Below are 23,987 nucleotides of genomic sequence, written 5' to 3'. Positions count from 1 at the left end.
TCGGCGACGACGTCGGCGGCCAAGGCCCCGGCCAAGAGGGCCGCCAAGCAGACCGTCAAGGACGGCCGAAGCCCCAAGGCGTCCGCTTCGACGAACGGCGCCAAGGCGGCCTCCGCGACCGCGCCCGTCGGGACGGGCACTCCTGCCAAGGGCACGTCGGCCAAGGGGACACCCGCCAAGGGCACCTCCTCGATGGGCACTTCGGCGAAGGGCGCCCCGGCCAAGGGGACGCCCGCCAAGGGCACGCCGGTCGCCTCCGTGAAGGCCCCGTCCGCACCGTCCCCCGCGCCCTCGACGTCCGGCTCCGGGGGCACCGCCACGCTCGCCCCCGACGAGAAGACCGGGGACGGGGACCGCCCGGCGACCGAGGCCGCCCCAGGAAGCCCCACAGCCGCCTCCACAGCGCCCGCCGGCGGCCGGCGGCCCGCCGGCCCCGCCAAGGGCGGCGGCAGCGCCACCACGGCGCCCAGGCCCGTCCGCAGCGCGCAGCCCGAGCTGCACAGCGGTCACAAGCTCGCCCGGCGCTACCAGCTCGCCGAGTGCGTCACCCGGATCGACGGCTTCAGCAGTTGGCGCGCGGTCGACGAGAAGCTGCGCAGGGCGGTCGGCATCCACATCCTGCCCGCCGACCACCGGCGGGCCCGCCAGGTGCTGGCCGCCGCCCGGTCCGCCGCGCTCCTCGGCGACCCGCGCTTCGTCCAGGTCCTCGACGCCGTCGAGGAGAACGACCTGGTGTACGTCATCCACGAGTGGCTGCCCGACGCCTCCTCGCTGGCCGACCTGCTCGCCGCGGGCGCGATGGAGCCGCACGAGGCGTACCAGATGGTCAGCCAGGTCTCCCAGGGCATGGCCGCCGCCCACCGCGAGGGCCTGGCACACCTGCGTCTCGACCCCGGCGCCGTGCTCCGTACGGTCTCCGGGCAGTACCGCATCCGCGGCCTCGCGGTCGCCGCCGCACTGCGCGGGCTCAACTCCGAGCGTCCGCAGCGGCAGGACACCGAGGCGATCGGCGCGCTGCTCTACGCCTCGCTCACGCAGCGCTGGCCGTACGAGGAGGACGCGCACGGTCTGGCGGGGCTGCCCAAGGGCGTCGGCCTGGTCGCACCCGACCAGGTCCGCGCGGGCGTCCACCGCGGGCTGTCCGAGCTGGCCATGCGCGCGCTCGTCAACGACGGCGCGACCGCCTCCCGGCAGGACCCGCCCTGCACCACTCCCGAGGAACTGGCCAAGGCCGTCGCGGGCATCCCGCGCATCCGGCCGCCGGAGCAGGCACCGCCGGTCTACCCGGTCGCCGCCTTCCGCCAGCCGCCCGCGCCACCGGGTACGCCGCAGCCGCCCGCGGTCGCGGCCCCCGCTCCGCCGCCCGCTCTGCCCGGCCGTACCGGCCGGGCACTGAAATGGGCGGTCTCGGCACTGGTGATCGTGGCGATCGGCCTGGGGAGCTGGCAGCTCGCGGACACCCTCAAGTCGCGTGAGGACCGGCCGACCAGTCACCCGACGACCGGCCAGAAGGCGAGCCAGGACCCGACGCGCAAGGCCCCGGTCCCGATCAAGATCGCCGGGCTGAAGGACTTCGACCCGCTCGGCGACGGCAGCGAGAATCCGAAGGATCTCCCCAAGGCGTTCGACGGCGACCCCTCCACGTACTGGGAGACGAACTACTACCTGGGCGCCGATCTGGGCAATCTCAAGCCGGGTGTCGGCGTCATCGTCGACCTGGGCAGCGCCAAGCACGTGAGCACGGTGAAGGTCGACTTCGTGGGCGACGTCACCGCGCAGCTCCTGGCCGCGCCCAAGGGCACCTCCGCGATGCCGACCACCTTCGACGCCTTCACCAAGGTGGCCCAGGGCTCGGGCAGTTCGGTGACGTTCAAGCCGAGCGCCGATCTCACCTCGCGCTACGTGCTGGTGTGGATGACGCGTCTGGCGCCTGCCGAGACCGGTCACTTCCGTGGCAGGATCTCCGAGATCAGCGTGACGGGCTGATCCCGGAGACGGGCTGACCCCGCGGCGACGGCCGCGGGGACACCCACGGCGAGACCCACAGGGGCAGGGGACGGGGGAGAACGGCCTTGGAGGCAAACCCGCTCGGCGATGTCGCCGACGCCGATCTCCTGGCCCGTCATGTCGCGGGCGATCCCGACACCTTCGGCGAGCTGGTGCGCCGCCACCGGGACCGGCTGTGGGCGGTGGCCCTGCGCACCTTGGGGGACCGCGAGGAAGCCGCTGACGCCGTCCAGGACGCGCTGGTGTCCGCCTTCCGGGCCGCCCATACCTTCCGCGGCCAGTCGGCCGTCACCACCTGGCTGCACCGCATCACGGTCAACGCCTGCCTCGACCGGGCCCGTAAGGCCGCCTCCCGCAGGACGGCCCCGGTGGCCGACGAGGAGAACTTCGAGGCGTTGCTCGAACCCCACGAGTCGGCCGAGGTCCCGGCCGAGCGCGGGGAACTCCACCGCGAGCTGATAGCCGCCCTCACCACGCTGCCGCCCGACCAGCGCGCCGCACTGGTCCTGGTCGACATGCAGGGCTACTCGGTCGCCGAAGCCGCCGCGGTGCTCGATGTGCCCACCGGTACGGTCAAGAGCCGGTGCGCCAGAGGCCGGGCGAAACTGCTTCCCCTCGTCACCCATCTGCGCGCGCAGGGCGTGGATAGCGCCGATCGCGGCGGGGGAAGGAACCGGGCGGAGGGGACATCCGTCCCAGAGACGGGACCGGAACAGGGCGGAGGTGAACAGCGGTGACATCGACAGCGGACCACGACGCGCATCCCGAGGTCGCCGAGATCTCCGACCTGGCCGAGGGGCTGCTCCGCCCCGAGCGCGCCACGGAGGTCACCGAGCACATCGCGGGCTGTTCGCTGTGCGCCGACGTCCGGGACTCCCTGGAGGAGATCAGGGGACTGCTCGGCACCCTGCCGGGACCGCAGCGGATGCCCGCCGACATCGCCGGACGGATCGACGCGGCGCTCGCCGCCGAAGCGCTCCTCGACGCCACCACGCCCGATGTTCCACGTGGAACATCGCGGCCGTCACCGAAACCGGCACCGACACCGACACCGACATTGACGCATGTTCCACGTGGAACATCGACCGGTCCCGACGGACATGCCTCCGGGTCCGCCGGTCCCGGCCGCACCGGTCGGCGGTGGCGGCGCGGACTGCTCGTCGCCGCCTCCGCCGTGGTCGTCGTCGGCCTGGGCGTCACGATCTATCACGTCGGCGACGACACCACCTCGCAGAGCGACGCGACCGCCAGCAGCAAGAAGGCGGACACCGCCGCCGACCCGATCGCGGTCCAGGTGCGGGAGCTGCTCGATGAGGCGGCGCCGAACCACGCGGCCGGGGAGTCCGACTCCCCGATGCTCAGCGGTCCCGGCGTCAGCAGCGAGGGCGCCACCATGAGCCCGGACAAGGCAGTGCCCACCGTCCCCCCGTGTGTGCTCAAGGCCACCCAGCGCACCGGCCCGGCGCTGGCCGCCGAGCGTGAGTCCTTCCACGGGACGGACTCCTACCTTGTGGTGCTGCCGCACCCGAGTGACGCCTCGGCGGTCGACGCGTTCGTGGTCAGCGCCGCCTGTACGGCGACCAGTCCCGGCGCGGTTCTCTTCCGGAGCACCTACCCGCGCTGAGCCGTTCGTCCGGGGGGCGTGGCGTACGGCGTGCGCCGCGCCGTCCGGGGAATGCTGGACCCGTAGGATCCGTTAGGGAGGACGAGAGTCCAGCCAGGGCCCCCGCAGTTGTCCGCAGAGACGAGGAAGACACCCGTGAGCGACGTCCGTAACGTGATCATCATCGGCTCGGGGCCCGCGGGGTACACCGCGGCGCTCTACACGGCGCGCGCATCCCTCAACCCGCTGGTCTTCGAGGGGTCGGTCACCGCCGGCGGCGCGTTGATGAACACCACCGAGGTGGAGAACTTCCCCGGCTTCCGCGACGGCATCGTGGGCCCGGACCTCATGGACAACATGCGCGCCCAGGCCGAGCGCTTCGGCGCCGAGCTGGTCCCGGACGACGTGGTCGCGGTCGACCTCGGCGGCGACATCAAGACCGTCACGGACTCGGCGGGCACCGTCCACCGCGCCAAGACCGTCATCGTCACCACCGGCTCGCAGCACCGCAAGCTGAACCTCCCCAACGAGGACCAGCTCTCCGGCCGCGGCGTCTCCTGGTGTGCCACCTGTGACGGCTTCTTCTTCCGCGAGCAGGACATCGCCGTGATCGGCGGCGGCGACACCGCGATGGAGGAGGCGACCTTCCTCTCCCGCTTCGCCAAGTCCGTGAAGATCGTGCACCGCCGGGACAGCCTGCGGGCGTCCAAGGCGATGCAGGACCGGGCCTTCGCCGACCCGAAGATCTCCTTCGTCTGGGACAGCGAGGTCGCCGAGATCCACGGCGACGGCAAGCTCTCCGGTCTGACCCTGCGCAACACGAAGACCGGCGAGACCTCGGAGCTGCCCGTCACCGGGCTGTTCATCGCGATCGGCCACGACCCGCGCAGCGAGCTGTTCAAGGGCGTCCTCGACGTCGACGGAGAGGGCTACCTCACCGTCCAGGCGCCGAGCACCCGGACCAACGTCCCCGGTGTCTTCGCCGCGGGAGACGTCGTGGACCACACCTACCGTCAGGCGATCACCGCGGCCGGCACCGGCTGTTCCGCCGCGCTGGACGCCGAGCGCTACCTGGCCGCCCTCGCCGACGCCGAGAAGGCCGAGACGGCCGACGCGTCGGCCGACAAGGCCGCCGTCTGACCCGCTTCCATCCCTCACCCCCGACACGCACACATCACGACCTGAGGAGACCGCCGTGGCTGGCAACACCAAGCACGTGACCGACGAGACGTTCGCCGAGGAGGTGCTCGCCAGCGACAAGCCCGTGCTGGTGGACTTCTGGGCGGAGTGGTGCGGCCCGTGCCGCCAGATCGCCCCCTCGCTGGAGGCCATCGCGGAGGAGCACGCGGAGAACATCACCATCGTCAAGCTGAACATCGACGAGAACCCGGTCACCGCGGCGAAGTACGGCGTGATGTCCATTCCGACGCTCAACGTCTACAAGGGCGGCGAGGTCGTGAAGACCATCGTCGGCGCCAAGCCGAAGGCCGCCATCGTGCGCGACCTGTCCGACTTCATCGGCTGACGCTCACCGGCTGACGCTTTCACCGGCGGACGTCTTCACCGGCGGACGCTGTTCCACGTGGAACACGAGAGGGCCGACCCCCGATCCGGGGGTCGGCCCTCTCGCATGTCCGGGCCGGGTGCCCGGCGCGGCCGTGGGGAGTGACGGCGGCTCACAGGGGCCGGAGGGCAGGCTCCTTCTGGACGGCGCCCAGGAGGCGGTCGATGGCCATCTCGACGTCCTCCTTCCAGGAGATCGTGGAGCGCAGCTCCAGCCGCAGCCGGGGATAGCGCGGGTGGGGGCGGACCGTCTTGAAGCCCACCGCGAGCAGATGGTCCGCGGGCAGGACGCACGAGGGGGCGGTCCACTTCGCGTCGCCGAACGCCTCGATCGCCTTGAAGCCACGCCGGATGACGTCCTTGGCGACGGTCTGCACCAGGACCCGGCCGAGGCCCTGCCCCTGGAAGCCGGGCAGGATGCGCGCGGTCATGAGCTGGACAGCGTCCGCCGACACCGGGCTGGTCGGGAAGGCCAGGGAGCGCGGCACATACGCGGCGGGCGCGTAGAGCACGAAGCCCGCGGGCACCTCGTCGACGTAGACGACCCGTCCGCAGGAACCCCACTCCAGCAGAACGGCGGAGATCCACGCCTCCTTCTCCAGCTCGGGCTTGCCCGCCTGGACGGCCGCTTCGCCGCTGACCGGGTCCAGTTCCCAGAAGACGCAACTGCGGCAGGGCTTGGGGAGGTCCGGGAGATTGTCGAGTGTCAGTGGTGCCAGCCGACGTCCCATGTGGCCTGAACCCCATCTCTGCCGTGAACCGAACTGCCCACGTACACCCCGGCGCGAACGCCGGGGTGCGCCCGCGTCACTCGCCGTCTTCGTCCTCGGCTTCCTCTTCGAGCCGGTTCTCCAGCACATTGCCCTCGCCCGGGGCCATCGCCCCGAGGATGCGCTCCAGATCCTCTATCGACGCGAATTCCACGACGATCTTTCCGCGCTTCTGCCCCAGGTCGACCTTCACCCGGGTGTCGAAGCGGTCGGAGAGCCGGGAGGCGAGGTGGGTGAGCGCCGGGGAGACCCGACGCCCGGCCCGGGGCGCCGCGCTCTTCCTGGTGGGCTTCGGGTCGCTGTTCATCAGCGTCACGATCTCTTCGATCGCGCGCACCGACAGCCCTTCGGCGACGATCCGGTGGGCCAGCTTGTCCTGCTCCTCGGGGTCGTCCAGCGAGAGCAGCGCCCGCGCGTGGCCGAAGGAGATCACCCCGGCCGCGACCCGGCGCTGCACCGGGGCCGACAGCTTCAGCAGCCGGAGCGTGTTGGAGACCTGCGAGCGGGAGCGCCCGATCCGGTCCGCCAACTGCTCGTGGGTGCAGGAGAAGTCGCGGAGCAACTGGTCGTACGCCGCCGCCTCCTCCAGGGGGTTGAGCTGGGCCCGGTGCAGGTTCTCCAGGAGGGCGTCCAGGAGGAGCTTCTCGTCGTCGGTCGCCCGGACGATCGCCGGAATCCGCTCCAGGCCGGCCTCGCGGCACGCCCGCCAGCGGCGCTCGCCCATGATCAGCTCGAAGCGGTCCTTGCCGATCTCACGCACGACGACCGGCTGGAGCAGACCGACCTCCTTGATGGAGGTGATCAGTTCGTTGAGGGCGTCCTCGTCGAAGACCTCACGCGGCTGGCGCGGGTTCGGCGTGATGAAGTCCAGGTCCAGCTCCGCGAAGTAGGCACCCGGTACGGGGTTCTTCGCGTCGGAGAGGTCCGGCTCTGTTTCACGTGAAACAGGGATGTCCACCACGGGCGGCGGCGCGGCCTCGGGGACTCTGCGGTCCACCAGTCCGGCCACCTTGGCCGCGGCGACGCCGCGTTCCTGCGTCAGTACCGGTGCGGCGCCCTGGGCGCCGCCCGTCGACTGCGGCGCGGCCGGGATCAGCGCGCCGAGACCACGGCCGAGCCCTCTGCGTCGATCACTCACTGGATCCCCTCCGACATGCTGTGCGGGTTCTGCTCATCGTGCTGGGTGTAGTCACCCTGCGGGTCGTACTCGACGGCGACGGACGCCTCGACTCCGCGCAGGGCCATCTCCCGGGCGGCTTCCAGATACGACAGCGCGCCGCTGGAGCCCGGGTCATAGGTCAGTACGGTCTGGCCGTAGCTGGGCGCCTCGGAGATCCGGACGGACCGCGGGATGCTGGTCCGCAGCACCTCCTTGCCGAAGTGCGTGCGCACCTCCTCCGCGACCTGGGAGGCGAGGCGGGTCCGTCCGTCGTACATGGTCAGCAGGATCGTCGACACATGCAGCTTCGGGTTGAGGTGCGCGCGGACCAGTTCCACGTTCTTCAGGAGCTGGCCCAGCCCCTCCAGCGCGTAGTACTCGCACTGGATCGGGATGACGACCTCGGCCCCGGCCACCAACGCGTTGACGGTCAGCAGGCCGAGCGAGGGCGGGCAGTCGATCAGGACGTAGTCCAGCGGCTGCTCGTACGCCTCGATCGCCCGCTGGAGCCGGCTCTCGCGGGCGACCAGGGAGACCAGTTCGATCTCGGCGCCCGCCAGGTCGATGGTGGCGGGCGCGCAGAACAGGCCCTCCACATCGGGGACCGGCATCACGACGTCGGACAGGGGCTTGCTCTCCACCAGGACGTCGTAGATCGAGGGGACCTCGGCGTGGTGGTCGATGCCCAGCGCCGTGGAGGCGTTGCCCTGCGGGTCCAGGTCGACCACGAGCACCCGGGCGCCGTGCAGCGCCAGGGACGCCGCCAGATTCACCGTGGTCGTGGTCTTGCCGACCCCGCCCTTCTGATTGGCGACCACCATCACCCGGGTCTGGGCCGGCCGGGGAAGTCCTTCCCCGGCGCGTCCCAGTGCCTCGACGGCCAACTGCGCGGCGCGGCCGATCGGGGTGTCATCCATGGGAGGCAATGTTTCACGTGAAACACCGTCTCCGAACCCCGGGGGCACGGCAATCGGGCCCCCGGCAAACTCTGCTGTGCGGGGACCGGGGACCGGATCGGCCATCGGTCCCGCGATGTTGGCGTCGGACCGCAAGGACTCACACTCCTCGACTTCAGGCTCGCTATGAGAAGAGCCTGCCATGCCGGAGGGGTGATGAACCAGCGAGACTTGGCTGCCTGTGGATGAAGCCGTAGATCTATCCACCGACTGGGGCGTCTTGGAGGGCTTGTTGGCGTGTGCCTCGGCCGCGGCTCGGCCGCGGCTGAGGACTCCTGGTAGCAGCGAGCGACGTTTCACGTGGAACACGATGCACAGCGCCGGACCGCTAACTCCGCAGACACTCCGGGTTATGTCTGTTTGGCCGTTTGTATGGCGTAGAGGGAGGGTTCGGCGCGGGACCGTTCGAGGAACGACGGTTCAGCGGCGACGGCGGGGAGCTCCGCCCCGCGGGTTACGGCTCGCGCGCGCGGCCTTCGCCCGCCGGGTCGCGGCGCGTACCCCGCCGGGGCTCTCGCCGACCAGGACGCGTACGACGGTGGAGAGCGGGTCCACGATGCCCTCGCCGACCTGGACCACGGAGGTGTCGACCGCGCCCAGCCGGTCGAGCGCGGCCCTGGCCGCCTTCAGCTCGTCCAGCGCGGTGTCGCCCTTGAGGACCGCCATCTCACCGTGCGGGCGCAGCAGCGGCAGGCCCCAGCCCGCGAGCCGTTCCAGCGGCGCCACGGCGCGCGCGGTCACCACGTCCACCGGGGGCAGCTTGCCCATCATCTCCTCGGCTCGGCCGCGCACCACGGTGACATTGCTCAGCCCCAGCACCTTGACGACCTCTTCGAGAAAGGTGGTCCTGCGCAGCAGCGGCTCCAGCAGCGTGATCCGCAGATCGGGCCGGGTCAGCGCCAGCGGGATACCGGGCAGGCCGGCGCCCGAGCCGACGTCGCACACGGACACGTCCTCGTCGATGACCTCGGAGAGCACCGCGCAGTTCAGCAGGTGCCGCTCCCACAGGCGGGGCACCTCGCGCGGGCCGATCAGGCCGCGGCGCACCCCGGCGTCCGCGAGCAGCTCGGCATAGCGCAGGGCGTCGGCGAACCGGTCACCGAAGACCGTCCTGGCCTGCTCGGGCGGCGCGGGAAGCTCCGCTGCTGCCTCCGTCACGGGGGCTGTCCTTTCCTAGGTCACTCACAAGGTTCGGCCCCGCCTGCGAACAGACGGGGCCGACAGAGCAGTACCACACAGCGTCCGGTCAGACCGGGAGTACGACCACCCGGCGCTGGGGCTCCTCGCCCTCGGACTCGCTGCGCAGGCCCGCGGCGGCCACGGCGTCGTGCACGACCTTGCGCTCGAACGGCGTCATCGGGTCCAGCTTCACCGGCTCACCGCTGGCCTTGGCCTCCGCCGCCGCCTTCGCGCCGAGCTGCGCCAGCTCGGCCCGCTTGCGCGCCCGGAACCCGGCGATGTCCAGCATCAGCCTGCTGCGCTCACCGGTCTCCCGGTGCACCGCGAGCCGGGTCAGCTCCTGGAGGGCTTCCAGCACCTCGCCGTCCCGGCCGACCAGCTTGTTCAGATCACGGGTGCCGGTGTCACCGATGATCGACACCGACGCGCGCTCGCCCTCGACATCCATGTCGATGTCACCGTCGAGGTCCGCGATGTCCAGCAGACCTTCCAGGTAGTCGGCGGCGATATCACCCTCCTGCTCCAGCCGGTTCAGGGTCGCGGCCGAGCCGTTGTCGGGTGCGGTGGTGGTGTTGACGTCGCTCACGCCTGGGCTCCTCTTACTTCTTCTTCGACAGGTTGGTCGGCTTGGACTTGCCACCGGACTGCTTGCCGGGCGAACCGCCCTGCTTGCCCGGAGCGCCGCCCTGCTTCGTACCGCCGCCTGTCCTGCCTGTGCCTGCCGAGCCGCCGCTCGCCTTCGGGGCACCGGCCTTGGGAGCGCCCGCCCGCGGGGCTCCACCGCCCGCCCTGGGAGCGCCGCCGCCACCGGTGCCGCCCGCCGCGCCGCCGCCGGCGCCCGTGCCCGTGGGGGTCGTCTGGCGCTTGGACTTCGGCTGCCGCTTGGGCTGGGTGCGGTTGGCGCGCGCGACCTCCACGGCCTCCTTGGCGGCCACTTCCTCCGGGGGCTCGACGAGCTTGCCCTTGGCGCGCAGCCGCTCCTGGCGCTGCTGGAACGCGAGGCTGCCGGGGGTGGGGTTACGCCGGATCACGAACATCTGCTGGCCCATGGTCCACACGTTGGTGGTCAGCCAGTAGACGAGGACACCGACGGGGAAGTTGATACCCATGACGGCGAAGATGACCGGGAAGACGTACATCAGCATCTTCTGCTGCTGCATGAACGGGGTCTTCACCGTCATGTCGACGTTCTTCGTCATGAGCTGGCGCTGCGTGTAGAACTGCGACGCCGACATCATCAGGATCATGATCACCGTGACGATGCGCACATTGGTCTGCGTGGCGCCCAGCGACTCGACCTTGGCCGCGCTGTCCAGGAACTTCGCCGCCAGCGGGGCACCGAAGATGTGCGCGTTCTTGGCGCTGTCGACCAGGTTGGCGTGGATCACGCCGACCTCGTGGCCCTTGGCGATGTTGCTCAGCACGTGGTACAGCGCGAAGAAGAACGGGGACTGCGCCAGGATCGGCAGGCACGAGGAGAGCGGGTTGGTACCCGTCTCCTTGTACAGCTTCATCATCTCTTCGGACTGGCGCTGCTTGTCGTTCTTGTAGCGCTCCTGGATCGCCTTCATCTTGGGCTGGAGCGCCTGCATGTTCCGGGTCGACTTGATCTGCTTGACGAACAGCGGGATCAGGCAGATCCGGATCAGGACCACCAGCGAGACGATGGACAGACCCCACGCCCAGCCGCTGTCCTTGTCGAAGATCAGGCTGTAGAACGAGTGGAACTGGACGATGATCCACGAGACAGCGTCGTAGAGGGGGTTCAGAATCCCCACGATCAGGCTCCTTGGGCGTGAGAGGGTCCGGTGGGCTCGGGCGTGACGGGCCCGTCGGAGCCGCCCCGCAGTGCGCGGCGCAGCCGATCGTGCCATGGCGGCCGCTTGCGCGGCGGGACATGGTCCACGCCGCCCGGCGACCAGGGATTGCAGCGCAGGATGCGCCACGCGGTCAGGGCGGTGCCCTTGATCGCGCCGTGCCGGTCGATGGCCGTGAACCCGTAGTGGGAGCACGAGGGGTAGTACCGGCAGACCGGGCCGAGCAGCGGACTGATCGTCCACTGGTACAGCTTGATCAGTGCCAGCAGCGGGTACTTCATCGAGACACCCTCCCCTCGGCTTCGCCTCGGGTGTCGCGACCCAGCAGCCGCTCGAGGGCGGCGTCCAGGTCGTGGGCCAGCTCCGCATGGTCAGCGCCACCGGCTCCGGGTAGCGCTCGTACGACTACCAGGCTACCGGGGGGCAGCTGCGACAGGCGTTCGCGGACCAGATGACGCAGTCGGCGCTTGACCAGATTGCGCTGCACCGAGCCACCCACCGCCTTGCTCACGACGAAACCCGCACGCACCGGGGGAGTGCTCCCCCCCGGCACATGCGGGTCCGTGATGTCGCTGCGCAGATGGACCACCAGCAGCGGTCGACCCGCTCGGCGTCCTCGGCGAACCGCTTCTCCGAAGTCCTGGCGCCGCCTCAGCCGATTCTCGGTGGGCAGCACGGCATGAGACCTGTGACGATCAGGCGGACAGTCGGGCGCGGCCCTTGCTGCGGCGGGTCGCGAGAATCGCGCGGCCGGCGCGGGTGCGCATACGCAGACGGAAGCCGTGGGTCTTCGCACGACGGCGGTTGTTCGGCTGGAAGGTGCGCTTGCTCACTCGGGGGCTCCAGGGAAAATCGTGTCCGGCGGGGCGTCGCCTGGCTGTCACCGTGCGCCCACGAAGAATCTCGCGGAACAGATCAGGTGCACCGCTTGACGATCATCCGGGGACTTCCGGAAGACCCTCGCCCATCGGTAGGCAGGCGGCAGCAGCCATCGACAACTCGACCTCGATACGGTACGCGCGGCTAGGCCATCCGGTCAAACCCGGCGGTCGCGGGCCCGGCATTTGTACACACCCTGTGGACAACGACTTGAACCGCGCCTACCCCCTGACTACCGTGGCTGAACTCCCAACTCTTCCCGCCTGTCTTCAGGACCACACTTTCGCGGGAGTTGCCCGCACTTGCACCATTAAGCGACGAGAGAGCGTGCCCTGTGGCTGACGTAACCGCCGATCTTGCCGCAGTGTGGCCGCGCGTACTCCAGAAACTGCTGGTGGATAGCGAGGACCTGAAGCCCAAGGACGCGGAGTGGCTCAAGCGCACCCAGCCGCTGGCCCTGGTCGCGGGCACCGCCGTCCTCTCCGCGCCCAACGAATTCGCCAAGAGCGTCCTGGAGGGGCGGCTGCTGCCGCTGATCACCGAGGTGCTGAGCCGTGAGTTCGGTCACCCCGTCGGGATCGCCATCGCCGTCGCGTCCGGCGGCGACCAGGAGCCGGCCCCTGCCGACCACGACCAGGACCCGTACGAGCAGCAGCACGAGCGGCACGACCGCCGCGACGGGCACCGCGCGGACCACAGGGACGAGCTGCGCGACGACCACCGCGACGGCATGCGGGACGGCCCGCGGGACGACCGGCACGGCGGCGACCTCGGGGACGACGGCATGCGGATGCGCCGCGCCTACCCCGAGCAGCAGAGCCAGGGCAGGCACGCGGGCCCCGACGAGTGGCCGCCGCGGCAGAGCGACGACGGCTGGCGGCAGCCGCGTACCGACAGTTGGACCCTGCCCGCGCAGAACAGCGGCGGCTTCCAGGACCGCGAGCCGTACCCGGAGCAGCAGAGCCACCGGTACCGACAGGACACGCACGACGGCTACCCGGTCGTACCGCACCAGGCGTACCCGCAGTCCCCGCAGGGCGGTTACGCGCCGCAGTCCGGCGGCTACCAGCAGCAGGACCGGCAGCAGGGCCAGGGCCGGCCGGACCAGCAGCAGCAGTCGACCGGGCGGCACGCGTCGCCGAATCTGTCGGGCGGCCGGCTCGACGGGCCCTCGGGGCCTTCCGGGCACTCCGACCCCTCGGGCCGCCAGAACCACTCGGGCCATTCGGGCTCCTCCTCCGGCGGCGCCGTCGAGCCGACCGCCCGGCTGAATCCCAAGTACCTCTTCGACACCTTCGTGATCGGCGCGTCCAACCGCTTCGCGCACGCGGCCGCGGTCGCCGTCGCCGAGGCCCCGGCCAAGGCGTACAACCCGCTCTTCATCTACGGGGAGTCGGGGCTCGGCAAGACGCACCTGCTGCACGCGATCGGGCACTACGCGCGGAGCCTGTACCCGGGGACGCGGGTGCGGTACGTCAGCTCCGAGGAGTTCACCAACGAGTTCATCAACTCGATCCGGGACGGCAAGGCGGACGCGTTCCGCAAGCGGTACCGGGACATGGACATCCTGCTCGTCGACGACATCCAGTTCCTGGCGAGCAAGGAGTCGACGCAGGAGGAGTTCTTCCACACCTTCAACACCCTGCACAACGCCAACAAGCAGATCGTGCTCTCCTCCGACCGGCCGCCCAAGCAGCTCGTCACCCTGGAGGACCGGCTCCGCAACCGCTTCGAGTGGGGCCTGATCACCGACGTCCAGCCGCCCGAGCTGGAGACCCGGATCGCGATCCTGCGCAAGAAGGCGGTGCAGGAGCAGCTCAACGCCCCGCCCGAGGTGCTGGAGTTCATCGCGTCCCGGATCTCGCGGAACATCCGCGAGCTGGAGGGCGCGCTCATCCGGGTCACCGCCTTCGCCAGCCTCAACCGGCAGCCGGTCGACCTCCAGCTCACCGAGATCGTGCTGAAGGACCTGATCCCCGGCGGCGAGGACTCGGTGCCCGAGATCAGCGGGACGGCCATCATGGCCGAGACCGCCGCGTACTTCGGGCTGGCCGTGGACGACCTGTCGGGCTCCTCGCGCAGCCGCGTCCTGGTCACCGCCCGGCAGATCGCCATGTACCTGTGCCGCGAGCTGACGGACCTGTCGCTGCCGAAGATCGGCGCGCTCTTCGGCGGCCGCGACCACACCACGGTCATGCACGCCGACCGGAAGATCCGCTCCCTGATGGCCGAGCGGCGCTCCATCTACAACCAGGTGACGGAGCTGACCAACCGCATCAAGAGCTGAGCCGCGCGCGGAGAAGCGCCGCGCACAGCCCCTCAGAGCGCCCCGGGAGACCTCTCCCGGGGCGCTTCGCGTTGTCCGCCGCGCCGCGCCCTGTTCGATTCCCGTACGCCGAGGGGCAGTTCTCCACAGGACTGTGGCAAATGGACCGTCCACACCCTGGGGACACCGGAGTTGTCCAGAAAGTCTCCACAGGCCGGGCGCCGCAACGGAAGTACGCCCAGCTCAGCCGGGTGTGGATATGTGGGCAACCCGAATCCACAGACTGTGGACAGAAAGGACACCTCTTGGGGGTCACTTCGCGTTGTCCACCGCTCGCCCACAGGTTGGGGCTCGTTGTGCACAGCATGGGATCGTTTCTCCACATCTCTGTCCACTGTTCGGCAACGAAACGCGCCTGGTCCCACGGAAGAGTGAAAGGCGTCACACCAAGGTGGTGGGTTGGCCTGGGGAGAACCTGGGTATTTCTGGGGACAGCGCTGGGGAGAACCCGGGGTCACCTGTGAATCGGGTGTGCACAACTTCCGGCCGTCCACAGGACCCCCTGGTTGTCCCCATGCCCCACCCACAGGCCCGGTGGATAAAAAACAGGGTCTGACCTGCACCGGAACCACTTATCCACGGTATCCACAACCCCTATTACTACGACTACGTAGAGATAGATGGGAACCTGCTTCGAAGCGGGGGGTGTGCACAACTCGGCCCGGACCCGCCCTGCGGCTCGTGTCGCGGCTTGACGCCAACCCGCACCGACTGTCGGTGCTGTGCGTCAGACTGTTCCCCGACAGCCAGCAACAAGCAGGAGGCGGTTCCGGTGAAGATCCGGGTGGAGCGCGACGTACTCGCCGAGGCAGTGGCTTGGGCAGCCCGTAGCCTCCCGGCCCGTCCCCCGGTGCCCGTCCTCGCCGGGCTCCTGCTGAAGGCGGAGGAGGGCAAGCTCAGCCTCTCCGGCTTCGACTACGAGGTCTCGGCACGGGTGTCGGTGGAGGCCGAGGTCGAGGAGGAGGGCACGGTCCTGGTCTCGGGGCGGCTGCTCGCCGACATCTCGCGGGCCCTGCCCAACCGCCCGGTGGAGATCTCCACCGACGGAATCCGCGTGACCGTGGTCTGCGGCAGCTCGCGGTTCACACTCCACACCCTGCCTGTGGAGGAGTACCCGGCGCTGCCCGCGATGCCCGACGCCTCGGGCACGGTGCCCGGCGAGATCTTCGCCGCCGCCGCCTCCCAGGTCGCCATCGCCGCGGGCCGCGACGACACGCTCCCGGTGCTCACCGGTGTGCGGATCGAGATCGAGGGCGACACCGTCACGCTCGCCGCCACCGACCGCTACCGCTTCGCGGTCCGCGAGTTCCTGTGGAAGCCCGAGCAGGCCGACATCTCCGCCGTCGCCCTGGTGCCCGCCAAGACGCTGCTGGACACCGCCAAGTCGCTCACCAGCGGAGACACCGTCTCCATCGCACTCGCCGGATCCGGCGCCGGTGAGGGCCTGATCGGCTTCGAGGGCGCCGGCCGCCGTACGACGACCCGGCTGCTCGAAGGCGACCTGCCGAAGTACCGCACGCTCTTCCCGACCGAGTTCGCCTCGGTCGCGGTGATCGAGACCGCGCCGTTCGTCGAGGCCGTCAAGCGCGTGGCCCTGGTCGCCGAGCGCAACACCCCGGTGCGGCTCAGCTTCGAGCAGGGCGTGCTCACCCTGGAGGCCGGTTCCAGCGACGACGCACAGGCTGTGGAGCGCGTCGACGCCAAGCTGGAGGGCGACGACATCTCGATCGCCTTCAACCCGACCTTCCTGCTCGACGGCCTCAGCGCGATCGACTCCGCCGTCGCCCAGCTCTCCTTCACGACCTCGACCAAGCCCGCGCTGCTCAGCGGCCGTCCCGCGCTCGACGCCGAGGCGGACGACGCGTACAAGTACCTGATCATGCCGGTCCGGCTGTCCGGCTGACGGCTGTCGGCGGCCGTCTGACGGCCGTCGGGGCCGCCCCCGCCCGCCGGACACACCGTCCGGCTGAGCCGGTCACAGCGGGCCGTCGTAGGCTCGGCTCAGGTCAGACACGCTTCGAACGAAGGATCTGCGATGGAGCTCGGTCTCATCGGTCTCGGCAAGATGGGCGGCAACATGCGCGAGCGCATCCGCCGCGGCGGGCACACCGTCATCGGGTACGACCGGAACCCGGATCTCGCCGACGTCCACAGCCTCCAGGAGCTTGTGGACTCCCTCAAGGGACCGCGCGTGGTGTGGGTCATGGTCCCCGCGGGCGCGGCCACCCAGTCGACCATCGACGAGCTGGGCGAACTGCTCTCCCCCGGCGACCTCGTCGTGGACGGCGGCAACTCCCGCTGGACGGACGACGAGCGGCACGCCGACGAGCTGGCGGCCAAGGGCATCGGCTTCGTCGACTGCGGCGTCTCCGGCGGTGTCTGGGGCCTGGCCAACGGCTACGCGCTGATGTACGGCGGCAAGGACGAGGACGTCGCCAAGGCGCAGCCCATCTTCGACGCGCTCAAGCCCGAGGGCGACGCCGGCGCCGTGCACGCGGGCAAGGTCGGCGCGGGCCACTTCGCCAAGATGGTCCACAACGGCATCGAGTACGCGATGATGCAGGCCTACGCCGAAGGCTGGGAGCTGCTGGAGGCGGTGGACTCGGTCACCGACGTCCGCGAGGTCTTCCGCTCCTGGAAGTCCGGTACGGTCATCCGCTCCTGGCTGCTCGACCTGGCCGTGGACGCGCTCGACAAGGACGAGCACCTGGGCGCCCTGCGCGGCCACGCGGACGACTCCGGCGAGGGCCGGTGGACGGTCGAGGCCGCCATCGACAACGCCGTGCCGCTGCCCGCCATCACCGCGTCGCTGTTCGCCCGGTTCTCGTCCCGCCAGGACGACTCGCCGCAGATGAAGATGATCGCCGCGCTCCGCAACGAATTCGGCGGGCACGCGGTCACCGCCGCCGAGTAGTACGAAAGCCAGACAGCAGGGAGGTCGGCGCGGTCCCGCGCCACAGCACGCGATGCACGTAGCGCACCTTTCGCTCGCCGACTTCCGTTCCTACGCCCGGGCCGAGGTCCCCCTCGACCCGGGCGTCACCGCTTTCGTGGGGCCCAACGGGCAGGGCAAGACCAATCTGGTCGAGGCCGTCGGCTATCTGGCGGCGCTGTCCAGCCACCGGGTCTCCACCGACGCGCCGCTGGTCCGGATGGGCGCCGAGCGCGCGGTCGTCCGGGCCCAGGTCGTGCAGGGCGACCGGCAGCAGCTCGTGGAGCTGGAGATCAATCCGGGGCGGGCCAACCGCGCCCGGATCAACCGCTCGGCGCCCGGCCGCCCGCGCGACCTGCTGGGCATCGTCCGCAGCGTGCTCTTCGCGCCGGAGGACCTGGCGCTGGTCAAGGGCGACCCGACCGAGCGCCGCCGCTTCCTCGACGAGCTGATCACCGCCCGCACCCCGCGCCTGGCCGGGGTCCGCAGCGACTACGACCGGGTGCTCAAGCAGCGCAACACCCTGCTGAAGTCCGCCGCGATGGCCCGCAGGCACGGCGGCAAGGGCGGCGATCTGTCCACCCTCGACGTGTGGGACCAGCATCTGGCGCGGGTCGGCGCGGAACTGCTCGCGCAGCGCCTGGACCTGGTGGCCGCGCTCCAGCCGCTGGCCGACAAGGCGTACGAACAGCTCGCCCCCGGCGGCGGCCCGGTCGGCTTCGAGTACCGGGGCTCGATGGGCGAGAGGATGGCCGGGGCCGAGGGCCGCGAGGACCTGTACGGGCGGCTGCTGGAGGCGCTGGGCGAGGCGCGCAGGCAGGAGATCGAGCGCGGGGTGACGCTGGTCGGGCCGCACCGCGACGACCTGCTGCTCAAGCTCGGCCCGATGCCCGCCAAGGGCTACGCCAGCCACGGCGAGTCCTGGTCGTACGCGCTCGCGCTGCGCCTGGCGTCGTACGAACTGCTGTGCTCCGACGGCGGCGAGCCGGTGCTGGTGCTGGACGACGTCTTCGCCGAGCTGGACACCAAGCGGCGCGAGCGGCTGGCGGAGCTGGTCGCGCCCGGCGAGCAGGTGCTGGTGACGGCGGCGGTGGACGACGATGTGCCGGGTGTCCTGGTGGGGGCCCGGTTCGCGGTGGAGCAGGGGACGGTGGAGCGGGTATGAGCGAGCGCGGCGCGAAGCGGGCCAGGGGCGCGGGCGGCACGGCACTCCCGGCGGACGGCGCGGCCGACACCGCTCCGGCAGCGCCCGCGGGTACACCGTCCGGCACGCTCCCCGAGCAGACCGGCGTCGACCTCGCGCGGGTCGCGCTGCGCGCCGCGAAGGAGCAGGCCAGGGCCCGTGGCGCCGCGGCCGTGCAGAAGAAGCAGGCCAGGCGCGGCGGGCTGCGCAGCGGCGCGCGCGCCGACGGCCGCGACCCGCTGCCGCTGGGCGCCGCGATCAACCGGCTGATCACCGAGCGCGGCTGGGAGGCCCCGGCCGCGGTGGGCGGGGTGATGGGCCGCTGGCCGCAGCTCGTCGGCCCCGAGGTGGCGCTGCACTGCGCGCCCGCGCGGTACGACGAGGAGGACTCGGTCCTGACCGTCCAGTGCGACTCGACCGCCTGGGCGACCCAGCTCCGGCTGCTGGCCCCGACCCTGGTGGCCCGGCTCAACGCGGATCTCGGCCACGGCACGGTGAAGCTGATCAAGGTGCTCGGCCCCGCGGGCCCGGCCCGCTCGTACGGACGGCTGCGCGCCCCCGGCAGTGTCGGCCCCGGCGACACGTACGGCTGAGAACGCGCCGGTGCGCGTACGGCGGGGAGCGCGTTCGTACGGCGCCCGTAGCGACTTCGCGCCGACCCTGCTCAGCGTAGCCGGGGGTTGACAGCCGGAAGCCCTGGACGCCCGTGTGAGCGGTTTTGGCACCAGGGCCGCGTGTAGGGAGTCGGGCGGCGGCGGTTCGGGACGGCACATGGGAACTCAGGTACCGCCAAAGCCCCATTCATGTCGGCGCTACCGGTAGACTGATAGGCAGACCGCCCTCCCCTGGCAGCAGACAGGGGGACACCAGCGGAACATGTCGAAGACGCAGCCGATCCCGCCCCGCGGGAGACGGCTCGTGCTGTGCCAGAAAGGGCGCTTCGTGGCCGATTCCGGCAACCCCAACGAGAATTCCAGCAAGTCCTACGACGCCAGCGCGATCACCGTGCTCGAGGGTCTCGAAGCGGTGCGCAAGCGCCCCGGTATGTACATCGGTTCGACCGGTGAGCGGGGCCTGCACCACCTCGTCCAGGAGGTCGTCGACAACTCGGTCGACGAGGCGATGGCCGGTCACGCGGACACCATCGACGTCACCATCCTCGAAGACGGCGGCGTGCGCGTCGTGGACAACGGCCGCGGCATCCCGGTGGGCATCGTCCCCTCCGAGGGCAAGCCGGCCGTCGAGGTCGTGCTGACGGTGCTGCACGCGGGCGGCAAGTTCGGCGGCGGCGGTTACGCGGTCTCCGGCGGTCTGCACGGCGTCGGCGTCTCCGTGGTCAACGCGCTGTCCTCCCGGGTCGCGGTCGAGGTGCGCACCGAGGGCCACCGCTGGACGCAGGACTACAAGCTGGGTGTGCCGACGGCGCCGCTGCTGAAGAACGAGGCGGTCGACGAGACCGGCACCACGGTCACCTTCTGGGCAGACGCGGACATCTTCGAGACCACCGACTACTCCTTCGAGACGCTGTCGCGGCGCTTCCAGGAGATGGCGTTCCTCAACAAGGGCCTGCGGATCTCGCTGACCGACGAGCGCGCCGACCACGTGGACGAGGAGGGCAAGCCGCTCACCGTCACGTACCACTACGAGGGCGGCCTCGTGGACTACGTGAAGTACCTGAACTCGCGCAAGGGCGAGCTGATCCACCCCACCGTCATCGACATCGAGGCGGAGGACAAGGAGCGGCTGCTGTCGGTCGAGGTCGCCATGCAGTGGAACACCCAGTACAGCGAGGGTGTGTACAGCTTCGCGAACACGATCCACACGCACGAGGGCGGCACGCACGAGGAGGGCTTCCGCGCGGCGATGACCGGCCTGGTCAACCGCTACGCGCGCGAGAAGAAGTTCCTCCGGGAGAAGGACGACAACCTGGCGGGCGAGGACATCCGCGAGGGTCTGACCGCGATCATCTCCGTCAAGCTCGGCGAGCCGCAGTTCGAGGGCCAGACGAAGACGAAGCTGGGCAACACCGAGGCGAAGACGTTCGTCCAGAAGGTCGTGCACGAGCACCTGACCGACTGGCTGGACCGCAACCCCAACGAGGCCGCGGACATCATCCGCAAGTCGATCCAGGCGGCCACCGCCCGGGTCGCGGCCCGCAAGGCGCGGGACCTGACCCGCCGCAAGGGGCTGCTGGAGTCCGCGTCGCTGCCCGGCAAGCTGAGCGACTGCCAGTCCAACGACCCGACGAAGTGCGAGATCTTCATCGTCGAGGGCGACTCGGCCGGCGGCTCCGCGAAGTCCGGCCGCAATCCGCAGTACCAGGCGATCCTCCCGATCCGCGGCAAGATCCTCAACGTGGAGAAGGCGAGGATCGACAAGATCCTCCAGAACACCGAGATCCAGGCCCTGATCTCGGCCTTCGGCACCGGTGTGCACGAGGACTTCGACATCTCCAAGCTCCGCTATCACAAGATCATCCTGATGGCGGACGCCGATGTCGACGGCCAGCACATCAACACCCTGCTGCTGACCTTCCTGTTCCGCTTCATGCGGCCGCTGGTCGAGGCCGGGCACGTCTACCTCTCCCGCCCGCCGCTGTACAAGATCAAGTGGGGCCGGGACGACTTCGAGTATGCGTACTCCGACCGTGAGCGGGACGCGCTGGTGGAGATCGGCAAGCAGGCCGGCAAGCGCATCCGCGAGGACTCGATCCAGCGCTTCAAGGGTCTGGGCGAGATGAACGCCGAGGAGCTGCGGGTCACCACGATGGACATCGACCACCGGGTGCTCGGCAAGGTCACGCTCGACGACGCGGCCCAGGCCGACGACCTGTTCTCGGTGCTGATGGGCGAGGACGTGGAAGCCCGCCGCTCCTTCATCCAGCGCAACGCCAAGGACGTCCGGTTCCTGGACATCTGAGTCGGCCCCCACTGGCCGTGTGAAAGGACTAATCGACAGCGATGGCCGACGACACCTCCAACGTTCCCCCCGTGCCCGACGTACCCCCGTCCGAGATGGACGAGCGCAACGAGTCGGGTGGCCTGCGCATCGAGCCCGTCGGGCTCGAGACCGAGATGCAGCGCAGCTATCTCGACTACGCGATGTCCGTCATCGTCTCGCGCGCGCTGCCGGACGTGCGGGACGGCCTCAAGCCGGTGCACCGCCGCGTGCTGTACGCGATGTACGACGGCGGCTACCGGCCCGAGAAGGGCTTCTACAAGTGCGCGCGCGTCGTCGGCGACGTGATGGGCACCTACCACCCGCACGGTGACTCCTCGATCTACGACGCGCTGGTCCGTCTCGCGCAGCCGTGGTCGATGCGGATGCCGCTGGTGGACTCCAACGGCAACTTCGGTTCCCCGGGCAACGACCCGGCCGCCGCGATGCGGTACACCGAGTGCAAGATGATGCCGCTGTCCATGGAGATGGTCCGGGACATCGACGAGGAGACCGTCGACCTCCAGGACAACTACGACGGCCGCAACCAGGAGCCGACGGTCCTCCCGGCGCGCTTCCCGAACCTGCTGATCAACGGTTCCGCGGGCATCGCGGTCGGCATGGCGACGAACATCCCGCCGCACAATCTGCGCGAGGTCGCCGACGGCGCCCAGTGGTGCCTGGCCAACCCGGACGCCACGCCCGAGGAGCTGCTCGACGCCCTCATGGAGCGGATCAAGGGCCCGGACTTCCCGACCGGCGCCCTGGTCGTCGGCCGCAAGGGCATCGAGGACGCCTACCGTACGGGCCGCGGCTCGATCACGATGCGCGCGATCGTCGAGGTCGAGGAGATCCAGAACCGGCAGTGCCTGGTCGTCACCGAGCTGCCGTACCAGACCAACCCGGACAATCTGGCGCAGAAGATCGCCGACCTGGTGAAGGACGGCAAGATCGGCGGCATCGCCGACGTCCGTGACGAGACCTCGTCGCGCACCGGCCAGCGGCTGGTCATCGTCCTCAAGCGGGACGCGGTCGCCAAGGTCGTGCTGAACAACCTGTACAAGCACACCGACCTCCAGTCCAACTTCGGCGCCAACATGCTGGCGCTGGTCGACGGCGTGCCGCGCACCCTGTCGCTGGACGCGTTCATCCGCAACTGGGTGAACCACCAGGTCGAGGTCATCGTGCGGCGGACCCGCTTCCGGCTGCGCAAGGCCGAGGAGCGCGCCCACATCCTGCGCGGTCTGCTCAAGGCGCTGGACGCGATCGACGAGGTCATCGCGCTGATCCGGCGCAGCGACACCGTCGAGGTCGCGCGCGAGGGCCTGATGGGCCTGCTCCAGATCGACGAGATCCAGGCCAACGCGATCCTGGAGATGCAGCTCCGCCGGCTGGCCGCCCTGGAGCGGCAGAAGATCATCGCCGAGCACGACGAGTTGCAGCAGAAGATCAACGAGTACAACGCGATCCTCGCCTCGCCGGAGAAGCAGCGGCAGATCATCAGCGAGGAGCTCCAGGCCATCGTCGACAAGTTCGGCGACGACCGGCGCAGCAAGCTGGTGCCCTTCGACGGCGACATGTCCATGGAGGACCTGATCGCCGAGGAGGACATCGTCGTCACGATCACCCGTGGCGGCTACGTCAAGCGCACCAAGACCGAGGACTACCGGTCGCAGAAGCGCGGCGGCAAGGGCGTACGCGGCGCGAAGCTGAAGCAGGACGACATCGTCGACCACTTCTTCGTGACCACCACCCACCAGTGGCTGCTGTTCTTCACCAACAAGGGCCGGGTCTACCGGGCCAAGGCGTACGAGCTGCCGGACGCCGGGCGGGACGCGCGCGGCCAGCACGTGGCGAATCTGCTGGCCTTCCAGCCGGACGAGCGGATCGCCCAGATCCTGGCGATCAAGGACTACAACGCGGCGCCGTACCTGGTGCTGGCCACCAAGGCCGGACTGGTGAAGAAGACCGCGCTGAAGGACTACGACTCGCCGCGCGCGGGCGGTGTCATCGCGATCAATCTGCGCGAGTCCGGCGCGGTGGACGGCGACGCGGACGGCGAGGGCGCGGTGCTCGGCACCTCCGACGAGCTGATCGGCGCCGAGCTGGTCTCCGCGGAGGACGATCTGCTGCTCGTCAGCCGTAAGGCGCAGTGCATCCGCTTCACCGCCACCGACGACGCGCTGCGCCCGATGGGCCGCGCCACCTCGGGCGTGAAGGGCATGAGTTTCCGTCCAGGTGACGAACTCCTCTCGATGAATGTCGTCCGGCCCGGTACGTTCGTGTTCACCGCCACGGACGGCGGGTACGCGAAGCGCACATCGGTGGACGAGTACCGGGTCCAGGGGCGCGGCGGACTCGGTATCAAGGCGGCGAAGATCGTGGAGGACCGCGGTTCTCTGGTCGGCGCTTTGGTTGTCGAGGAGACCGATGAGATCCTGGCCATCACGCTCAGCGGTGGGGTGATCCGTACGCGGGTCAACGGGGTCAGGGAGACGGGCCGTGACACCATGGGCGTCCAACTGATCAACCTCGGTAAGCGGGACGCCGTCGTCGGCATCGCGCGGAACGCCGAAGCGGACGACGACCCGGAGTCGGCCATCGTGGCCGAAGCCGGTGAGGACGACGGAGCGGTCGCGGGCCTGGAGCCCGAGACCGGTGAAGCGGAGGAGTAAG

The 23,987-nt window shown here is 70.2% G+C and carries 21 protein-coding genes; 12 read left to right on the top strand and 9 right to left on the bottom strand.

Annotated elements, in window-relative coordinates; genetic code table 11:
* The first annotated feature begins 192 nt into the window (after positions 1 to 192).
* The 5 genes from ACZ4EF_RS17675 to trxA all read left to right on the top strand — a co-directional run bounded on the left by ACZ4EF_RS17675 (position 193) and on the right by trxA (position 5,135).
* Entirely contained in the window at positions 193 to 1,986 is a 1,794-nt protein-coding gene (locus ACZ4EF_RS17675; protein WP_467505372.1) for a protein kinase family protein, read from the top strand.
* Positions 1,987 to 2,072: 86 nt separating this feature from the next.
* A complete protein-coding gene (gene sigM / locus ACZ4EF_RS17670; protein ID WP_355336660.1) occupies positions 2,073 to 2,744 on the top strand; it encodes an RNA polymerase sigma factor SigM in 672 nt (223 codons plus the stop codon).
* Positions 2,741 to 3,631, top strand: a complete 891-nt coding sequence (locus ACZ4EF_RS17665; protein WP_467505195.1) for an anti-sigma factor — start codon at positions 2,741 to 2,743, stop codon at positions 3,629 to 3,631. Before sigM ends, ACZ4EF_RS17665 begins: the two co-directional genes overlap by 4 nt.
* Before the next feature lie 135 nt (positions 3,632 to 3,766).
* Positions 3,767 to 4,750, top strand: a complete 984-nt coding sequence (gene trxB / locus ACZ4EF_RS17660) for a thioredoxin-disulfide reductase (RefSeq protein ID WP_355336662.1) — start codon at positions 3,767 to 3,769, stop codon at positions 4,748 to 4,750.
* A 55-nt stretch (positions 4,751 to 4,805) separates the two neighbouring features.
* A complete protein-coding gene (trxA, locus tag ACZ4EF_RS17655) occupies positions 4,806 to 5,135 on the top strand; it encodes a thioredoxin (RefSeq protein ID WP_355336663.1) in 330 nt (109 codons plus the stop codon).
* Between the two features lie 151 nt (positions 5,136 to 5,286).
* On the opposite strand, the gene ACZ4EF_RS17650 is transcribed toward trxA, so the two are convergent.
* The 9 genes from ACZ4EF_RS17650 to rpmH form a co-directional block, all read right to left on the bottom strand.
* Positions 5,287 to 5,904, bottom strand: coding sequence for a GNAT family N-acetyltransferase (locus tag ACZ4EF_RS17650; protein WP_355336664.1), 618 nt, complete (start codon positions 5,902 to 5,904; stop codon positions 5,287 to 5,289).
* 76 nt (positions 5,905 to 5,980) lie between these two features.
* On the bottom strand, positions 5,981 to 7,081 hold the full coding sequence (locus ACZ4EF_RS17645; protein WP_467505192.1) for a ParB/RepB/Spo0J family partition protein: 1,101 nt from the start codon (positions 7,079 to 7,081) through the stop codon (positions 5,981 to 5,983).
* Positions 7,078 to 8,202 (bottom strand): ParA family protein, encoded by a 1,125-nt coding sequence (locus tag ACZ4EF_RS17640; RefSeq protein WP_355336666.1) that lies wholly within the window; start codon positions 8,200 to 8,202, stop codon positions 7,078 to 7,080. Before ACZ4EF_RS17640 ends, ACZ4EF_RS17645 begins: the two co-directional genes overlap by 4 nt.
* A gap of 276 nt (positions 8,203 to 8,478) precedes the next feature.
* Positions 8,479 to 9,216 carry a 16S rRNA (guanine(527)-N(7))-methyltransferase RsmG gene (gene rsmG / locus ACZ4EF_RS17635; RefSeq protein WP_355336667.1) on the bottom strand — a complete coding sequence of 246 codons (738 nt, stop codon included), beginning with the start codon at positions 9,214 to 9,216 and terminating at the stop codon, positions 8,479 to 8,481.
* Positions 9,217 to 9,304: 88 nt separating this feature from the next.
* Positions 9,305 to 9,823, bottom strand: a complete 519-nt coding sequence (locus ACZ4EF_RS17630; protein ID WP_355336668.1) for a Jag family protein — start codon at positions 9,821 to 9,823, stop codon at positions 9,305 to 9,307.
* A gap of 13 nt (positions 9,824 to 9,836) precedes the next feature.
* Positions 9,837 to 11,018 carry a membrane protein insertase YidC gene (gene yidC, locus ACZ4EF_RS17625; RefSeq protein WP_355336772.1) on the bottom strand — a complete coding sequence of 394 codons (1,182 nt, stop codon included), beginning with the start codon at positions 11,016 to 11,018 and terminating at the stop codon, positions 9,837 to 9,839.
* Positions 11,018 to 11,335 carry a membrane protein insertion efficiency factor YidD gene (yidD, locus tag ACZ4EF_RS17620; RefSeq protein WP_188282916.1) on the bottom strand — a complete coding sequence of 106 codons (318 nt, stop codon included), beginning with the start codon at positions 11,333 to 11,335 and terminating at the stop codon, positions 11,018 to 11,020. The genes yidC and yidD overlap by 1 nt, the downstream gene beginning before the upstream one ends.
* Positions 11,332 to 11,730: a ribonuclease P protein component gene (gene rnpA / locus ACZ4EF_RS17615; protein WP_391158835.1), complete on the bottom strand. Its 399-nt coding sequence runs from the start codon at positions 11,728 to 11,730 to the stop codon at positions 11,332 to 11,334. Before rnpA ends, yidD begins: the two co-directional genes overlap by 4 nt.
* Positions 11,731 to 11,749: 19 nt before the next feature.
* Positions 11,750 to 11,887 carry a 50S ribosomal protein L34 gene (gene rpmH / locus ACZ4EF_RS17610; RefSeq protein WP_003975051.1) on the bottom strand — a complete coding sequence of 46 codons (138 nt, stop codon included), beginning with the start codon at positions 11,885 to 11,887 and terminating at the stop codon, positions 11,750 to 11,752.
* Positions 11,888 to 12,267: 380 nt separating this feature from the next.
* Between rpmH and dnaA the strand changes: the two genes are divergently transcribed.
* The 7 genes from dnaA to gyrA all read left to right on the top strand — a co-directional run bounded on the left by dnaA (position 12,268) and on the right by gyrA (position 23,986).
* Entirely contained in the window at positions 12,268 to 14,220 is a 1,953-nt protein-coding gene (gene dnaA / locus ACZ4EF_RS17605; protein WP_391042015.1) for a chromosomal replication initiator protein DnaA, read from the top strand.
* Between the two features lie 811 nt (positions 14,221 to 15,031).
* The gene (gene dnaN, locus ACZ4EF_RS17600; RefSeq protein ID WP_355336671.1) at positions 15,032 to 16,162 is read left to right on the top strand and encodes a DNA polymerase III subunit beta; all 1,131 of its coding nucleotides are present in this window, start codon (positions 15,032 to 15,034) and stop codon (positions 16,160 to 16,162) included.
* Between the two features lie 63 nt (positions 16,163 to 16,225).
* Entirely contained in the window at positions 16,226 to 17,173 is a 948-nt protein-coding gene (gene gnd / locus ACZ4EF_RS17595) for a phosphogluconate dehydrogenase (NAD(+)-dependent, decarboxylating) (RefSeq protein ID WP_355336773.1), read from the top strand.
* A 52-nt stretch (positions 17,174 to 17,225) separates the two neighbouring features.
* Positions 17,226 to 18,356, top strand: a complete 1,131-nt coding sequence (gene recF / locus ACZ4EF_RS17590; protein ID WP_355336672.1) for a DNA replication/repair protein RecF — start codon at positions 17,226 to 17,228, stop codon at positions 18,354 to 18,356.
* Positions 18,353 to 18,967 (top strand): DciA family protein, encoded by a 615-nt coding sequence (locus ACZ4EF_RS17585; protein ID WP_391042011.1) that lies wholly within the window; start codon positions 18,353 to 18,355, stop codon positions 18,965 to 18,967. The genes recF and ACZ4EF_RS17585 overlap by 4 nt, the downstream gene beginning before the upstream one ends.
* Positions 18,968 to 19,292: 325 nt before the next feature.
* Positions 19,293 to 21,293: a DNA topoisomerase (ATP-hydrolyzing) subunit B gene (gyrB, locus tag ACZ4EF_RS17580; RefSeq protein WP_355336774.1), complete on the top strand. Its 2,001-nt coding sequence runs from the start codon at positions 19,293 to 19,295 to the stop codon at positions 21,291 to 21,293.
* 41 nt (positions 21,294 to 21,334) lie between these two features.
* Positions 21,335 to 23,986, top strand: a complete 2,652-nt coding sequence (gyrA, locus tag ACZ4EF_RS17575; RefSeq protein WP_391042009.1) for a DNA gyrase subunit A — start codon at positions 21,335 to 21,337, stop codon at positions 23,984 to 23,986.
* Position 23,987 lies beyond the last annotated feature (1 nt).

It is taken from the genome of Streptomyces sp. NPDC025721 (assembly GCF_055558595.1).
This window is presented reverse-complemented; position numbering and strand designations above follow the sequence as displayed.

Bases quoted from the DNA above. Each gene is read 5' to 3' on its own strand.
- ACZ4EF_RS17675 (WP_467505372.1), top strand. From the start codon at position 193: ATGGGCACTTCGGCGAAGGGCGCCCCGGCCAAGGGGACGCCCGCCAAG.
- yidD (WP_188282916.1), bottom strand. From the start codon at position 11,335: ATGAAGTACCCGCTGCTGGCACTGATCAAGCTGTACCAGTGGACGATC.
- ACZ4EF_RS17640 (WP_355336666.1), bottom strand. From the start codon at position 8,202: ATGGCAGGCTCTTCTCATAGCGAGCCTGAAGTCGAGGAGTGTGAGTCC.
- ACZ4EF_RS17650 (WP_355336664.1), bottom strand. From the start codon at position 5,904: ATGGGACGTCGGCTGGCACCACTGACACTCGACAATCTCCCGGACCTC.
- recF (WP_355336672.1), top strand. From the start codon at position 17,226: ATGCACGTAGCGCACCTTTCGCTCGCCGACTTCCGTTCCTACGCCCGG.
- ACZ4EF_RS17585 (WP_391042011.1), top strand. From the start codon at position 18,353: ATGAGCGAGCGCGGCGCGAAGCGGGCCAGGGGCGCGGGCGGCACGGCA.
- gyrA (WP_391042009.1), top strand. From the start codon at position 21,335: ATGGCCGACGACACCTCCAACGTTCCCCCCGTGCCCGACGTACCCCCG.